The sequence below is a fragment of the Inhella crocodyli genome, from assembly GCF_004004565.1.
In the GTDB taxonomy this organism is placed as follows: domain Bacteria; phylum Pseudomonadota; class Gammaproteobacteria; order Burkholderiales; family Burkholderiaceae_C; genus Inhella; species Inhella crocodyli.
In genome coordinates, this window is sequence record NZ_SACM01000002.1 from 342,541 (window position 1) to 357,859 (window position 15,319).

Genomic DNA, 15,319 nt, shown 5'->3' on the forward strand with positions numbered 1-15,319 from the left:
CTCGCCCATCTCGGTCGGGCGAGCCCGGCTTCGTCCGGGGCGACCACAATGTCCGCCCCTCTCCCCCACGGCCCCTCCCATGTCCGAGCCGATCCGCATCCAAGGCGCCCGCCAGCACAACCTGAAGAACCTGGACCTGGAGATCCAGACGGGCGAGCTGACGGTCGTCACCGGCCCCAGCGGCAGCGGCAAGAGCAGCCTGGTGTTCGACACCCTGTACGCCGAGGGGCAGCGCCGTTACGTCGAGACCTTCAGCGCCTACGCCCGGCAGTTCCTGGACCGCATGGACCGCCCGCAGGTGGACCGCGTGGACGGCGTGCCGCCGGCCATCGCCATCGACCAGACCAACCCGGTGCGCAACAGCCGCTCCACGGTGGGCACGATGACGGAGCTGAACGACCACCTCAAGCTCTTGTTCGCCCGCGCCGGCCAGTTGTTCGACCAAGACACCGCGCTGCCCGTTCGGCAAGACACCCCGGCCACCATCGCCGCCGACCTGCGGCAACGCGCCGCGGCGGCGGGCGACCCGCGCGTGGCCCTGTGCTTTGGCGTGGAGCTGCCTGGGGGCATCGGCGAGGCCGAGGTCGAGCAGTGGCTCAGCGCCGGCGGCTACACGCGCTCCATGAACCGGCGCGAGGTGGGGGAGCGCACGCTGATGGACGTGGTGGTCGACCGCCTGCGATTGGGCAGCGCCGACCCCGCCCGCCTGGCCGAGGCCATCGAGCTGGCCCTGGTGCGTGGCAACGGCCAGCTGCTGGTGCAGGGCCTGGACGAGCCGGCCCTGCAATGGCGTTACTCCACCGGCCTGCATTGCCCCGAGAGCGACCGCCGCTACAGCGCGCCGCAGCCGGCGCTGTTTTCCTTCAACTCGGCCTTGGGCGCTTGCGACACCTGCCGCGGCTTCGGCCGCGTGATCGGCGTCGATTGGGGCCTGGTCGTCCCGGACGAGAAGAAGACCCTGCGCGGCGGGGCCATCAAGCCCTTCACCACGCCGGCCTGGAGCGAGTGCTACGACGACCTGATGAAGCACTGCGGCCTGCACGGCATCCCGCGCGACACGGCCTGGGCGCAGCTGTCGCCCGAGCACCGCCACTGGGTGCTGGAGGGCGAAGAGGGCTACAAGGACGGCCAGTGGGGCAAGAAGTGGTACGGGGTGCGGCGCTTCTTCGCCTACCTGGAGACCAAGGCCTACAAGATGCACATCCGGGTGCTGCTGTCCAAGTACCGCAGCTACACCGAGTGCCCGGCCTGCGGCGGCGCGCGGCTCAAAACCGAGGCCCTGCTGTGGCGCCTGGACGGCCCAGCGGTCGATGCGCCGCGCTTCCTGCCCAAGGGCGTGGCCTGGACGGCGGACCAGCTGGCCGCGCTGCCCGGCCTGAACTTGGCCGATTTGATGCGCCTGCCCATCGGCACGCTGCGCGACTTCTTCGACGCCTACCAACCGCCCAGCGAGCTGCTGGACCAGGCCCTGGGCCATTTGCTGGACGAGATCCGCAACCGCCTGAAGTACCTGGTGGACGTGGGCTTGCACTACCTGACGCTGGACCGCCAAAGCCGGACGCTAAGCGGCGGCGAGGTCCAGCGCATCAACCTCACCACCGCGCTGGGCACCAGCTTGGTCAACACCTTGTTCGTGCTGGACGAGCCGTCCATCGGCCTGCACCCGCGCGACATGCACCGCATCACCCAGGCCATGCACCGCCTGCGCGACGCTGGCAACACCCTGGTGGTGGTGGAGCACGACCCCGCCGTGATGTGGGCCGCCGACCGCGTCATCGACATGGGCCCTGGCCCAGGCCGCCAGGGCGGCACCATCGTGTTCGACGGCACGCCCGAGGCCCTGCGCCAGGCCGACACGCTCACCGGCGCCTACCTAGGCGGCCGCAAGCACGTGGGCCTGGGCCTGAAGCGCCTCGTGGAGCCCAACACGCCCAAGCTGCTGCTGGAGGGCGTGCGCGCCCACAACCTGCAGAACGTCAACTTCTTCCTGCCGCTGCAGCGCTTCGTCGTGGTCACCGGCGTGTCGGGTTCGGGCAAGAGCACGCTGGTCCAAGACGTGCTGGCCCCGGCCCTGCTGCGCCACTTCGGTCAGAGCACCGAAACCCCGGGCCCGCACGAGCGCCTGCTGGGCGCCGACTGGCTGGCCGGTGCGGTCTTCGTCGACCAGTCGCCCATCGGCAAAACCGCGCGCTCCAACCCCGCCAGCGTGGTGGGCGCGTTCGACGAGATCCGCAAGCGCTTTGCCACCGCGCCGCTGGCCGTGGAGCGCGGCTACGCCGCCGGCATGTTCAGCTTCAACAGCGGCGACGGCCGCTGCCCCACCTGCTCGGGATCGGGCTTCGAGCACGTGGAGATGCAGTTCCTCAGCGACGTGTACTTGCGCTGCCCCGACTGCCACGGCACCCGCTACCGCGCCGAGCTGCTGGAGGTGAAGCTGGAACGCGGCGGCGTGTCGCGTTCCATCGCCGACGTGCTGGAGCTCACCGTGGCCGAGGCCCTGGCCTGGTTCGCCGACGACCGCGAGCTGCAGTTGCGCTTGCAGCCCCTGGTGGACGTGGGCCTGGATTACCTGACCCTGGGCCAGCCCGTGCCCACGCTCAGCGGCGGCGAGGCCCAGCGCCTGAAGCTGGCCAGCCACCTGGCCGACAGCGCCAGCGCCAAGCGCGTGGCCAAGAAGGGGCTCTTGTTCTTGCTGGACGAACCGACCACGGGCCTGCACTTCGACGACATCGCCAAGCTGATGCGCGCGCTGCGCAAGCTGCTGGCGGCGGGGCACTCGATGCTGCTCATCGAGCACAACCTCGACGTGATCCGCGCGGCCGACTGGGTGATCGATTTGGGGCCCGAGGGCGGCGCCGGCGGCGGCCGCATCGTGGCCGAGGACACGCCCGAGAACCTGGTCCGTTACCACGAGACCCACACGGCGCAAGCCCTGCGCGACTACGTGCAGGCGCTGGAGCGCCCGCTGGAGGCGGCCGAGGGCTCGCCCCTGCAAACCCTGCTGCTGAACAAGCGCCGCATGGCCACGCCGCGCAAGCCGGCCATCGAAATCGTCAACGCCCGCGAGCACAACCTCAAGGGCCTGAGCGTGGACGTGCCTCACGGCAAGTTCACGGTGGTGACGGGCGTGTCGGGCTCGGGCAAGAGCACGCTGGCCTTCGACATCCTGTTCAACGAGGGCCAGCGCCGCTACCTGGAGAGCCTGAACGCCTACGCCCGCTCCATCGTGCAACCGGCGGGCCGGCCCGAGGTGGACGCGGTCTGGGGCATCCCGCCGACCGTCGCCATCGAGCAGCGCCTGAGCCGCGGTGGCCGCAAGAGCACCGTGGCCACGGCCACCGAGGTCTGGCACTTTCTGCGCCTGCTGTGGGTCAAGCTGGGCCAGCAGCACTGCGTGCACGACGGCACGCCGGTGGCCCCGCAAAGCCTGGAGCAAATCACCGCGCAGATCCTGCGCGACCACCGCGGCCAATGCGTGGGCGTGATGGCGCCTTTGGTGATCAACCGCAAGGGCCTGTACACCGACCTCGCCAAGCAATGGGCCGGCAAGGGCACCACGCACCTGCGCGTGGACGGCCAGTTCCTTCCCACCAAGCCCTGGCCGCGGCTGGACCGCTTCAAGGAGCACACGCTGGAGCTGCCGGTGGGCGACGTCGTCGTCGACCCGGCCAACGAACCCGCGCTGCGCGAGCTGCTGGCCAGCGCGCTGCAAACCGGCCGGGGCGTGTTGCACCTGCTGGCGCCCATCGACGACCCGGCCGCGCAGCGCGTGCGCGTGTTCTCCACGCTGCGCGCCTGCCCCACTTGCGCCACCAGCTACCCCGAGCTGGACCCGCGCCTGTTCTCCTACAACAGCAAGCACGGCTGGTGCCCGTCCTGCGTGGGCACCGGCCTGAAGCTGGACCGCTCACAGCGCCAGCAGCTCGACGACTCGGTGCTCGCCGCCGACGAGAAGGGCCGCGAGCAGCAGTTGCACGCCGAGGTCGACCTGGAGGGCCTGAGCGACGAGGTCTGCCCCGCCTGCCAAGGCGCGCGCCTGAACCCCACGGCCCGCGCCGTGCGCTTCGACGGTGAGCCCATTGCGACCATCGCCGCCAAGAGCGTGCACGAGGCCGCCGCCTGGGCCAACGCGCTGGCGCTGGACGGCCGCGACGCCGACATCGCCCGTGATGTGCTGACCGAGATTCGCGCGCGTCTGGCCTTCCTGGGTCAGGTCGGCCTGGGCTACCTGACGCTGGACCGCGCCGCGCCCACGCTCAGCGGCGGCGAGGCCCAGCGCATCCGCTTGGCCGCGCAGCTGGGCTCGCACCTTCAGGGCGTTTGCTACGTGCTGGACGAGCCCACCATCGGCCTGCACGCGCGCGACAACCGCATCCTGCTCGACGCGCTGGGCCTGCTGGCCGAGCGCGGCAACACCCTGGTGGTGGTGGAGCACGACGAAGACACCATCCGCCGCGCCGAGCACCTGATCGACATCGGCCCCGGTGCCGGTGCGCGCGGCGGCCGCGTGGTGGCGCAGGGCACGGCGGCCGACCTGGCCCGCGTGCCCGAGTCGGTCACCGGCGCCTGCCTGGCCCAGCCGCTCCAGCACCCGCAGCAAGCCCGCCGCCTGGTGGACAGCGCCACGCCCAGCGTGACCGTGAAGGGCGCCAGCCTGCACAACCTGCAGCGCCTGGACGCCTCGCTGCCCCTGGGCCGCTTGGTGGCCGTCACGGGCGTGTCGGGCTCGGGCAAGAGCACCTTGGCGCGCGACGTGCTGATGCACAACCTGGCCGCCGCCGTGCCGCTGCGCAAGCCGCTCAAGAGCTGGCAAGGCTGCGAGGCCATCGAGGGCTTCGAGGCCATCGAGCGCGTGCTCGAGGTCGATCAAACGCCGATCGGAAAAACGCCGCGCAGCTGCCCCGCCACCTACATCGGCTTTTGGGACGCCATCCGAAAGCTCTTCGCCGACACGCTGGAGGCCAAGGCCCGTGGCTTTGCCGCCGGGCGCTTCAGCTTCAACACCGGCCCCGGCCGTTGTCCGGCCTGCGAGGGCCAGGGCATGCGCACCCTGGCCATGAGCTTCCTGCCCGATGTGAAGGTGCAGTGCGACCAGTGCCACGGCGCCCGCTTCAACCCCGAGACCCTGGCCGCGCGTTGGCGGGGCAGAAGCATCGGCGACGTGCTGACCATGCCCGTCGACGAGGCGGTGGAGTTCTTCGGCGCCATGCCCGCCATCGCCCACCCGCTCAAGCTCTTGCAGGACGTGGGCCTGGGCTACCTCACCCTGGGCCAGCCCTCGCCCACGCTCAGCGGCGGCGAGGCGCAGCGCATCAAGCTCGTCACCGAGCTGGTGAAGGTGCGCGACGACGTGCGCCGGCAAAAGCAGCCGCACACCTTGTATGTGTTGGACGAGCCCACGGTGGGCCTGCACATGAGCGACGTGCAGCGCCTGATCAAGGTGCTGCACCGCCTGGTGGACGCCGGGCACTCGGTGTGGGTCATCGAGCACGACCTCGACCTGATCGCCGAGGCCGACTGGGTGCTGGACCTCGGCCCCGAGGGCGGCACGGGCGGCGGCCGCTTGGTGGCAGCGGGCACGCCCGAGGCCCTGGTGCGGGCCGGCACGCACACCGGCGTCGCGCTGGCCCCGGTGCTGGCCCGCGGCTGAGCCGCGCATGAAAAAGGCCCGCCGGTGGCGGGCCTTTCGGGGCGGCGCTGGCGATCAGCCGGCCTTGCGCAGCACGGCTTGCAGTCGCGGCTGGTCCACGCCCGGGGTGCTCTTCAGGGCCTCGGCCACGCGCTTGGCGCCGGCCTTGTCGCCGTTGAGCAGCAGGATTTCGGCCAGGTGCAACTGGATGCCAGGATCGCGCGGGTCGAGCTTGGCGGCCAACTGGATGGCGGTGAGGGCGCTCCTGGCGTCTTGCTTGGCAACGAGCACGGCGGCCAAGGTGTCTTGCAGCGACGCGTTGTTGGGCAGCACGCGAAGTGCCTTGCGCACGTGCCCTTCGGCGACGGCCGGGCCTTCACCTCCCGGGCTCAGCGCCATCATGGCGAGGTTGTTCAGTGCAATGGGGTGATTGGCATCGCGTTCCAGGGCGGCTTTGTAGGCTTCCTTGGCTTCGGCGACCCGGTTCTCGGTCGTCGCCAGCATGCCTTTGCGGACCCACGGCTCTGCGGCTGTCGGGTGCTGCTTGATCACTTCATCCAGCGTTTTTCGGACCGCCGGAAGGTCGTTGGCCTTGTATTGCCAGAAGACCCGAAGCATCTGTGCCTCGTAGTGGGACGGGACGCGCTTCAAGGCTTGATCGATGTACTTGTTGGCGGCGTCGGCCCGAGTCTCGGCTTGCGCAAGCGCGACGTACGCGTCGGGCGACTTTGGGTTGAGTTCCGCCGCCTTCAGTAGCGCCGTTTCTGCCTCTGCAAGCTTCCCACTTCGCTGCAGCGTGACGCCCAAAAGGTGCTGGACCGCGCCCGATTCCGGTGCCAGCATGGCTGCTTGACGCAGGCGCGTGACGGCCTTTTCGAAGGCCCCTTGCCGAGAATGGGCGTCGGCGAGGTCAATCAGCGCCTGAAGTTGTTTCGGATCCGCCTCGACTGCGCGCACCAGGACGTTCTCGGCCTTGTCGGCTTGGCCCCGGGTCAAGTGATAGCGGCCAACCGTGATCAGCACGTGGACGTTGTTCGGCGCGGTTTCTTCGGCCTTCTTCAGCCAGCGCTTGGTGTCCGCGTCGTTCTGGGTCTGAAACGACAACTCGACCAGGCCCAGCATGGCCATGACGTTGCGCTCGTTGATGCGCAGGCTCTCGGTGAAGGCCTTGCGGGCCTCGGGGAATTGCCGGGCGCTGAGGGCCTGCAGGCCACGCATGTAGAACTCGTCGGACGATGCCGAGGGCGTGGCGGCCCCGGCACGGGGGGGCACGGGCTGGCTGGGTTCCGGGGCGGCCGCGGCGGGCAAGGCCGCCAGCAAAGCCAAAGCAAGGGGCGCGAGGTGTCGCTTCATGGAGATCGAGGCCGGTGGTTGAACGTCGCCGGCTCGACCGAGCCGGGGGCTACGTCTGATTGTGACGGCCCGCCGGCAACCAGACCCCCCCTTGGTGGGGCAGGGGCATGGCGCCCACCAGCGCGCTGCGTTGGCGGCGCAAGGCTTCCATGCGGCGGGCGCGGTCGCGGTCGGCGCGCGGGGCGCTGCGCAGGGCTTGGCCCCAGCGCGCCAGCCAGCCGGGCTGGCGCAGGGCGACGAGCAGCATGTCGGCCGCCATCACCAGCACCACCACCAATCCCGTCGCGGCCAGAGCCTGCTGCAGCATGGACACCCCCTTGAATGGGGGGGATGCTATTGCGGCCGGGCCCGGCCGTCATCAGGAAAACACGGAGATCAGGACTTTTTTCTGCGCAGGGCCTGCACGCCGTTCCACAGCAGCAGGCAGCAAGCCCCGGCGGCGACGCCCAGGCCGAGGTTGAAGCCCGTTTCGGCGGCCCAGTGCGCGCCCTCGACGAGGTGGTGCAGGGCCGGGATGTTGTGCGCCAAGATGCCGCCGCCCACCATGAACATGGCGGCGGTGCCGACGACGGCCAGGGCCTTCATCAGTTGCGGGGCCAGGGCCAGCAGGCCGCGGCCGAGGTGGTGCAGGGCGCCGTTCGGGTGGCGTTGCGTCAGCCACAGGCCAGCATCGTCCAGTTTCACGATGGCACCCACCAGGCCGTACACGCCGATGGTCATGGCCACGGCGATGCCCGACAGCACCAGCACCTGGGTCGTCAGGTCTTTGCCCGACACGATGCCCAGCGCGATCACGATGATCTCGGCCGAGAGGATGAAGTCGGTGCGCACGGCGCCCTTGATCTTGTCGGCCTCGAACTGCACGAGGTCGACCTCGGGCTGGATCAGCGCCTCGGTCAGGGCCTCTTCTTGCGCCGCCTCCTCGTCGCGGTGGGCGATCTTGTGCCAGACCTTCTCCACGCCTTCGAAGCACAGGAACAAGCCGCCCAGGATCAGCAGGGGCACGATCAGCATCGGCGCCAAGGCGCTGATCAGCAAGGCCGCCGGCACCAGGATGGCCTTGTTCACGAAGGAGCCCTTGGCCACGGCCCAGACCACCGGAATCTCGCGCTCGGCCCGCACGCCGGCCACCTGCTGCGCGTTCAAGGCGAGGTCGTCGCCCAGCACCCCGCTGGTTTTCTTGGCGGCCACCTTGGTCAGGATGGCCACGTCGTCCAAGACGGTGACGATGTCGTCGAGCAGGGTCAGGAGGCTGGCACCGGCCATGGTCAGTTGCTTTCTGCGAGTCGTTGAAGGTTGGTCAAGCCGGCCTCGAAGTCCTTGCCCACCATGGCGTCGGCGTTCAGGGCGATCCAGCGGAACAAGGGGTTTCGGCCCATGTCGCCGTTCATGACCCACACCACCTCGGTGCCTTGGCCTTGGGCTTGCAGGCGCAATTCGCCGGTCGAGGTCGTGCCGAAATCGGGGAAGAACAGCTCGTAGGCCAGGCGGCGGCCGGGCTCGGCCGCGGTGAAGCGCATGCGTCCGTCGCCTTCGCTTTTGCTCTTCCAGGCCCACACCGCGTCGACGCCGCTGGCCGGGCCGCTGTACTCGATGGCCATGCCCGGATCGCGCTGGTTCCACACGCCCCAACGCTTCCACTCGCGCGGGTCGGCCACCAGCGCGAACACGCGCTCGGGCGGGGCCTGGATCGTGATCCGGCGCTCCACCGTGAACTTCGACGACAGGAAGTAGCCGCCCACCACGAGCAGCAGGGCCAGCACGGCCACCCCGCCAAACACGAACTTGAAGAACTTCAGCATGGCCGCCTCACTTTTTGGCTTTGACCGGCCGCTGCCAACCCGGCAGCGTGGCCTGGCGCGCCCGCGCCACGGTCAGGCCGCCGGCGGGCACTTCTTTGGTGACGGTGGAGCCGCCCCCGATGGTGGCGCCCGCGCCGATCGTCAGCGGGGCCACCAGCACGCAGTTCGAGCCGACGTGCACGTCGGCCCCGATGACGGTGCGGTGCTTGTTCGCGCCGTCGTAGTTGGCGGTGATGGCGCCCGCGCCGTAGTTCACGCGCTCGCCCACCGTGGCGTCGCCCAGGTAGGCCAAGTGGTTGGCCTTGGCGCCGTCGGCCAGGCTGCTGTTCTTGACCTCGACGAAGTTGCCGATGTGCACCTCGCGGCCGAGCGTGGCGCCGGGGCGCAGGCGGGCGAAGGGGCCGATGAGCGCGCCCGCGCCCACCTGCACCGGTTGGCTTTCGCCGTCGATGTGGGTGAAGGGGTGGATCACGGCGCCGGCGTCCAGGCGGGCGTTCTTGATGACGCAGTGCGCCCCCACCTTCACGCCGTCGGCCAGGTGCACGTGGCCCTCGAAGACGCAGCCGACGTCGATCTCGACGTCGCTGCCGTGCGTCAAGGTGCCGCGCAGGTCGAAGCGGGCCGGGTCCAGCAGGCGCACGCCGGCGCGCATCAGCGCTTCCGCCTCGCAGCGCTGGAAGCGGCGCTCCAGGTCGGCCAGTTGCACCGGGTCGTTCACGCCCAGCACCTCGGTCTCGTTGGCCGCTTGCGTGGCCACCACCGGCACGCCCTCGGCCACGGCCATGGCCACGATGTCGGTCAGGTAGTACTCGCCCTGGGCGTTGTCGTTCTTCAGGGCCGCCAGCCAGCGGCGCAGCGCCGCGGTGGGCGCGGCCATCATGCCGGTGTAGCCCTCGCGGATCTGGCGCTCGGCCTCGCTCGCGTCCTTGTGCTCCTTGATGCCGAGCACGGCGCCGTCGGGTCGCTGGCCCTCTCGCAGGATGCGGCCGTAGCCCGTGGGGTCGTCCAGCACCACGGTCAGCAGCGCGAGCTTCGTGCCGCCGCAGGCCTCGGCCAGGGCGCGGGCCGTGGCCTCTTGCACCAGGGGCGTGTCGCCGTTGAGGATCAAGGTGATGGGCGCGCTGTCGTCCAGGGCCGGCAGGGCTTGCTGCACGGCGTGGCCGGTGCCGAGTTGCGGCATTTGGCGCACGAAGCGCAGCGCCTCGCCGCGGGTGCGGGCCTCGACGGCCTCGGCGCCGTGGCCGGTGATGACGATGCGCGCCGCCGCGGGCAGGAGGGCCATGGTGTCCAGCACGTGCTGCACCAAGGGCTTGCCGGCGATGGGGTGCAGCACCTTGGGCGTGGCGGACTTCATCCGCGTGCCCTTGCCGGCGGCCATCACCACCAAGTTGATCGTCGAAGCCATCCCGCCCCCTGCGTGTCGAAAGGGGCGGAATTATCCGGGCGCCTTTGGCGCGCCCGACCCCCGATCAGGGGAGCGGCACGCGCACCCAGTGGGGCTTGGGATCGGCCCGGGGGAAGTCGCTCATGGCCGCTTGGAACAGCGCGCCCACGAGGGCCTCGCTGCCCATCGTGGCGCCGTCGTTGCTGGCGCGGGCCTCGTACAGGGCCTGGCCCGAAGCGCGATCGCGCAGCAGCAGCGCCACCTCGCGGTCGTAGCGCGGCTCCGGCGGGAAGCTGCTGCCCCAGGGCCGCGCGGGGTAGAGGCCGTAGCGGTAAGCGCGCAGCGGCGCGTGCCAGCGCACCCACAGCGGGTCGTCCCAGGGGGCGGCGTCGGTGCGCGACACCCGGGACCCGATGGCCACGATGACGTCCGGCGCCGCGCCGGCCGGGGCGGGTTGGAAGCCGGCCTTGGCCAGCGCCGGTGCGGCCAGTGCCTCCAACTGGGCCGCGCGGCTGCCGGCCTGTTGCTGCGAGGGCAGTCGCTCGAAGGCGTAGGTGCCGCCAGCGCGACCGGCGGGCCATTCGCCGAAGCTGCTGACCTCGGCGCCCACCTGGTTCAGGCTGGCGCAACCGGCCAAGAGCAGGGCAGGGGCAAGCAACAAAAGGGCGCGGCGGGTCATGGCAGGTCTCCTGGGAACGGGCGGGACAGCGACTTATACGGCTTCGGGGCTCAACCGGATGACACGCACGGGTTCGGGCGTGGGGCCGCAGCCCTCGTCTTCGTCGAAGGCGATGTCCCCCCCCTCGAAGGCGGCGCCGGTGGCCTTGATCGTGGTGAAGGGGTACAGCGCCTTGTCCATCATGTGGCTGGGCACGATGTTGCCCATGGCACGGAACATGTTGTCGATGCGACCGGGGGTTTTGCGCTCCCATTCCTGCAGCATGGCCTTGATGGCGGCGCGCTGCAGGTTCTCCTGGCTGCCGCACAGGTTGCACGGGATGATGGGGAACTGCCGGTGCTCGGCCCAGCGGATCAGGTCGCTTTCGGCCACGTAGGCCAGCGGACGGATGACCACGTTCTTGCCGTCGTCGCTGACCAGCTTGGGCGGCATGCCCTTCATCTTGCCGCCGTGGAACATGTTGAGCATCAGCGTGGTCACGATGTCGTCGCGGTGGTGGCCCAGCGCGATCTTGGTGCAGCCCAGCTCGCCCGCGACCCGGTACAGGATGCCGCGGCGCAGGCGCGAGCACAGGCTGCAGGTGGTCTTGCCCTCGGGGATCAGCTTCTTGACGATGCTGTAGGTGTCCTGCTCCTCGATGTGGAAGGGCACGCCGATGCTCTTCAGGTAGGTCGGCAGCACCTCTTCGGGGAAGCCAGGTTGCTTTTGGTCGAGGTTGACCGCCACCAGCTCGAAGTCGATCGGCGCGCGCTGGCGCAGGTTGATCAGGATGTCGAGCAAGGCGTAGCTGTCCTTGCCGCCGCTCAGGCAGACCATGACCTTGTCGCCGGCTTCGATCATGTTGAAGTCGCCGATGGCCTCGCCCACCTGCCGGTGCAGGCGCTTGGACAGCTTGTTGACTTCGTGGGCTTCTTTGTCTTTGTGGCTCATCGCGGGTTCCTGCCCGTCACGCTCACGGTCACGCCGTCGCAGTCCGGAAAAATGTTGGGCTTGGTCACGCTGACGGTGCCGGCGCTCACGCCGCGCTCGCTCAGCAGGTCTTGCAGGATGCGGCCGGCCAGCGTTTCCAGCATGTTGATGTGGCCGCTCTCGGCGTGGCGGATGGCGCTGGCGCGCAGGTGGCGGTAGTCCAGCACGTGGGCCACGCTGTCCTCCTCGGGCAACAAGGGCCCGTCGGCCAGCTCGACGAAGAGCGAAATCAGCAACTGCTGCTTGGCCTCGAGCTCGTGCGGCAGGATGCCCACGCTGGCTTGGACGCGCAGCTTTTCGATGTGGATGGTCTTCATGGGGAGTCCGTGTCCGTGAACGCGAAGTCGCGGGTCATGCGGGTCAGGTGCGAGCCGGCGTCCACCACGATGCTGGTGCCGGTGACCGACGGGGTGCTCAGCAGGTAGTGCACGGTGCGCGCGATGTCGTCGGGCGCCACGCCCAAGCCCAAGGGCGTTTGCGACTGCAGCTTGGCCAAGCGGGCGGCGTCGATGTCGGGGCTGCCCAGCGTCAACCCTGGCGCCACGCCCACCACCCGCACCCAGGGCGCCAGGGCCTGCGCCAAGATGGGCGTGGCCGCGGCCAGCGCCGCCTTGCTCAGCGTGTAGCTCAGGTGGTCCGGGTTGGGGGCCCACAGCTTTTGGTCCAGCAGGTTGACCACGCAGCCTTGCCGTTGGGCCTCCGCGCAGTGCCGGTGCAGCGCGCGGGCCAGGATCAACCCGGCGGCGGTGTTCGTGCGCCAGTGGGCGTCCAGGCTGGCATGGCTCAGCGTGTCGATGGTGTCGTGCTCGAAGCGCGAGGCGTTGTTCACCACCGCGTCCAGCCGGCCGAAGGCGGCCACGGCGGCCGGCACCAAGCCCTCCACGGCCGCCTCGTCGCCCAGTTCGGCCGCCAGGACGTGCACGCGGGCCCCCAGCGCGCGCAGGTCGGCCGCCGTGGCCTCGGCCTCCGGGTCGGGCGCATGGCGGTGGTGCACCGCCACGTCCCAGCCGTGCTGGGCCAAGTGCAAGGCGATGTGGCGGCCCAAGCGACGGGCCGCTCCGGTGACGAGGACGGCCGGGCGCATGGGAGGGGGGAGGGCGTGGCGACGCCACGGAACCAGAAGATCGAGGCCCCGATTATCCCGGGCCGCCACCGCCCCAAACGGGAATGGGGGCGTGGGCGCCCAAGCCCACGGCCGCCGGTAAGGGGGCAAGTCCGTCTTGGGGTAAACGCGGAGCTGCGCCGCCCGCAAAATCCTTCGCCCCAAAGCGGCTATCTCCCGTGGCTTTTGTCCAAGCCCGGGGGCTGGCGGCACCATGCAGATGCGCCGCCTTTCGGTCGGCCCCGTGCACGAACAACGCAAGTCCCCCCAAGGAAACACATGAACATCAAACTGACCAAACGCGCCATCGCCCTGCTGGGCATGAGCGCGGTGTTGGGGGCCACGCCCCTCACCGGGGCCTGGGCCCAAACGCAGGCGGTGTTGCCGGACGTCACCACCAACGTGCCCTTCCAACCGCTGCCGGTGAAGGCGTACGTCGACTACCCGCTGTACCAACAGGGCAGCCTGTCGCCCGATGGCAAAAAGCTGGCAGCGCTGGCCCCAGTGGGCGAAAAGCGCAACATCGTGGTGCTCGACCTCGACACCATGAAGCCCCGGGTGGTCACCAACTTCACCGAGTACGACGTGGTGCAGTTCAACTGGGTTGGCGACTACCTGGTGTTCAGCTTGGGCACCTTGGACACCCCCACGGGCCCCGACTTCGGCGAAGGCGGTGGCTTGTTCGTCGTCAAGGCCGACGGCTCGGGCGGGCGCCAGTTGCACCCCACCGTGCGCGAGGCGGGGCGTCAAATCCGCGTGGCGGGCCGCCTGCCGAACAACACCGAAGAGATCATCGTCAGCGGCAGCCTGCGCGATGCGCGGGCCCCCGATCTGTACCGCTTGAACTTGAGCAACGGCAAGAAGGAATTGCTGACCTTCAAGCAGCCGGGTTTGGTTACACGCTGGTTGGTCGACGAGAGCGGCGTGCCGCGTGTGGCCACCGTCGTGGACGACCGCGAGCTGATGCCCGAAGAGCAACAGGTCAGTGTGCTGTACCGCGACTCGGCCGACGCCGAATGGCGGGTGATCAAGAAGTTCGACAAGGGTGAGAAGGAGCGCTGGACGCCCATCGCCATGGCGGACAACAACCAAGACTTCATCGTTTCCACCGCCAAGGGGCGCGACACCAGCGCCCTGGTGCGTTTCGATGTGGCCAAGGGCGACCTGTCCGATGTGGTTGCGGCCCATCCGCGGTACGACATGGGCTTGGACAGCATGGGCGACTTGGGCGCAAGCCTGGTGCGCGACAGCGACGGCAAGTTGGTCGGACTGAGCATCCGCGACGAAAAGCTGCAGACCGTGTTTTTCAACGAGCGCTATGCCGCGCTGCATGCTGGCCTGGAGCGCGCCTTCCCTGGCAAGGCCGTGATCTTGCAGCGCACCAAGTCCGATCGCTCGTTGGTCACTGTGGTGAGTGACCGCCAGCCCGCGACCTACTACCTGTTCGACGAGAAAACCCGCCGCCTCAAGGAACTGCTCCGCACGAACGAGAGCCTGAACGAGCGCCACTTGGCCGAGGTGCGCCCCTTCCTCCTCAAGACGCGCGACGGCCTGGAGATCCCCTCGTACTACGTCTTGCCGAACAGCTACCAGCCGGGCCAGAAGCTGCCGACGGTGGTGCACATCCACGGCGGGCCATTTGCCCGTGCCGACACCTGGTTGGGGGGCACTGGCATTCGCGAGGCGCAGGTGCTGGCCTCGCGCGGTTACGCCGTCGTGATCCCGAACTTCCGGGTCACGCCGGGCTTTGGCAAAAAGATCTTCGAGGCTGGCAAGAAGGGCGCGTATGGGCGCCAGATGAGCGAGGACCACGAGGACGCGGCGCAGTGGGCCGTGCAACAAGGCTTTGCCGACGCATCGCGCATGTGCATCAGCGGGGCCAGCTACGGCGGTTACGCCTCGCTGTGGGCCATGATCAAGTCCAAGCCGATGTTCAAGTGCGCCGTGGCGGGCTTGGTGGTCAGCGACCTGCAAACGCAATTGACCTCGATGTCGGGTGACACGGCCTACAACCGCCAAGGACAGCGCTCCTGGAAGGAGGAAATCCTCGGCATCAAGGGCGACGACTGGACCAAAGCGCACGAGGTGTCGCCGGCGCGGCATGGCGACAAGTTCGAAGGCGCCTTGTTCATGTACGCCGGTCGGGATGACATTCGCACGCCGCTGCAACAGACCACGATGATGGTCGATGCCTTGAAGCGCGCCGGCAAGGCCCCCGAGGTCCTGATGATCAAGGACAAGGAAGGCCACGGCTACGGCAAGCTGGAGAACCGCGTCGACCTCTACGAGCAGATGCTGGCCTTCTTGGACAAGCACATCGGCCCGGGCTCGCAGAAGAAGTAAGCCGCGGCGCCATTGCCCCAAAACGCCCGCCTTGCGCGGGCGTTTTTCATGGGGCCAT

Annotated in this window: 10 protein-coding genes and 1 pseudogene; 2 read left to right on the forward strand and 9 right to left on the reverse strand. The window is 69.3% G+C overall.

Annotated features, from left to right (window positions below):
• Positions 1 to 79: 79 nt before the first annotated feature.
• Complete coding sequence (gene uvrA, locus EOD73_RS09675) at positions 80 to 5,650, forward strand: excinuclease ABC subunit UvrA (RefSeq protein ID WP_127682787.1); 5,571 nt, start codon at positions 80 to 82, stop codon at positions 5,648 to 5,650.
• A gap of 54 nt (positions 5,651 to 5,704) precedes the next feature.
• Here uvrA and EOD73_RS09680 read toward each other — a convergent pair whose 3' ends face one another.
• The 9 genes and pseudogenes from EOD73_RS09680 to EOD73_RS09720 form a co-directional block, all read right to left on the reverse strand.
• Entirely contained in the window at positions 5,705 to 6,847 is a 1,143-nt protein-coding gene (locus tag EOD73_RS09680; protein WP_164846018.1) for a tetratricopeptide repeat protein, read from the reverse strand.
• 184 nt (positions 6,848 to 7,031) lie between these two features.
• Complete coding sequence (locus EOD73_RS09685) at positions 7,032 to 7,289, reverse strand: hypothetical protein (RefSeq protein WP_127682789.1); 258 nt, start codon at positions 7,287 to 7,289, stop codon at positions 7,032 to 7,034.
• 68 nt (positions 7,290 to 7,357) lie between these two features.
• On the reverse strand, positions 7,358 to 8,248 hold the full coding sequence (locus tag EOD73_RS09690; RefSeq protein WP_127682790.1) for a DUF808 domain-containing protein: 891 nt from the start codon (positions 8,246 to 8,248) through the stop codon (positions 7,358 to 7,360).
• Positions 8,249 to 8,250: 2 nt separating this feature from the next.
• Positions 8,251 to 8,784, reverse strand: coding sequence for an SRPBCC family protein (locus tag EOD73_RS09695; protein ID WP_127682791.1), 534 nt, complete (start codon positions 8,782 to 8,784; stop codon positions 8,251 to 8,253).
• 7 nt (positions 8,785 to 8,791) lie between these two features.
• A complete protein-coding gene (gene glmU, locus EOD73_RS09700) occupies positions 8,792 to 10,189 on the reverse strand; it encodes a bifunctional UDP-N-acetylglucosamine diphosphorylase/glucosamine-1-phosphate N-acetyltransferase GlmU (RefSeq protein WP_127682792.1) in 1,398 nt (465 codons plus the stop codon).
• A gap of 64 nt (positions 10,190 to 10,253) precedes the next feature.
• On the reverse strand, positions 10,254 to 10,847 hold the full coding sequence (locus tag EOD73_RS09705; protein WP_127682793.1) for a DUF4136 domain-containing protein: 594 nt from the start codon (positions 10,845 to 10,847) through the stop codon (positions 10,254 to 10,256).
• Between the two features lie 96 nt (positions 10,848 to 10,943).
• Positions 10,944 to 11,777: pseudogene (gene ttcA / locus EOD73_RS09710) on the reverse strand (tRNA 2-thiocytidine(32) synthetase TtcA); the annotation flags it as partial.
• Positions 11,774 to 12,133, reverse strand: coding sequence for a dihydroneopterin aldolase (locus tag EOD73_RS09715; protein WP_127682795.1), 360 nt, complete (start codon positions 12,131 to 12,133; stop codon positions 11,774 to 11,776). The pseudogene ttcA and the gene EOD73_RS09715, both read right to left, overlap by 4 nt.
• Positions 12,130 to 12,900, reverse strand: a complete 771-nt coding sequence (locus EOD73_RS09720; RefSeq protein WP_127682796.1) for an SDR family oxidoreductase — start codon at positions 12,898 to 12,900, stop codon at positions 12,130 to 12,132. The genes EOD73_RS09715 and EOD73_RS09720 overlap by 4 nt, the downstream gene beginning before the upstream one ends.
• A 297-nt stretch (positions 12,901 to 13,197) precedes the next feature.
• On the opposite strand from EOD73_RS09720, the gene EOD73_RS09725 reads away from it, so the two are divergent.
• Positions 13,198 to 15,261 carry a S9 family peptidase gene (locus EOD73_RS09725; RefSeq protein WP_164846019.1) on the forward strand — a complete coding sequence of 688 codons (2,064 nt, stop codon included), beginning with the start codon at positions 13,198 to 13,200 and terminating at the stop codon, positions 15,259 to 15,261.
• Positions 15,262 to 15,319: the final 58 nt, after the last annotated feature.

Bases quoted from the DNA above. Each gene is read 5' to 3' on its own strand.
- EOD73_RS09720 (WP_127682796.1), bottom strand. From the start codon at position 12,900: ATGCGCCCGGCCGTCCTCGTCACCGGAGCGGCCCGTCGCTTGGGCCGC.
- EOD73_RS09695 (WP_127682791.1), bottom strand. From the start codon at position 8,784: ATGCTGAAGTTCTTCAAGTTCGTGTTTGGCGGGGTGGCCGTGCTGGCC.
- uvrA (WP_127682787.1), top strand. From the start codon at position 80: ATGTCCGAGCCGATCCGCATCCAAGGCGCCCGCCAGCACAACCTGAAG.
- EOD73_RS09705 (WP_127682793.1), bottom strand. From the start codon at position 10,847: ATGACCCGCCGCGCCCTTTTGTTGCTTGCCCCTGCCCTGCTCTTGGCC.
- EOD73_RS09725 (WP_164846019.1), top strand. From the start codon at position 13,198: ATGAACATCAAACTGACCAAACGCGCCATCGCCCTGCTGGGCATGAGC.
- glmU (WP_127682792.1), bottom strand. From the start codon at position 10,189: ATGGCTTCGACGATCAACTTGGTGGTGATGGCCGCCGGCAAGGGCACG.
- EOD73_RS09680 (WP_164846018.1), bottom strand. From the start codon at position 6,847: ATGCGTGGCCTGCAGGCCCTCAGCGCCCGGCAATTCCCCGAGGCCCGC.
- EOD73_RS09685 (WP_127682789.1), bottom strand. From the start codon at position 7,289: ATGCTGCAGCAGGCTCTGGCCGCGACGGGATTGGTGGTGGTGCTGGTG.
- EOD73_RS09690 (WP_127682790.1), bottom strand. From the start codon at position 8,248: ATGGCCGGTGCCAGCCTCCTGACCCTGCTCGACGACATCGTCACCGTC.
- EOD73_RS09715 (WP_127682795.1), bottom strand. From the start codon at position 12,133: ATGAAGACCATCCACATCGAAAAGCTGCGCGTCCAAGCCAGCGTGGGC.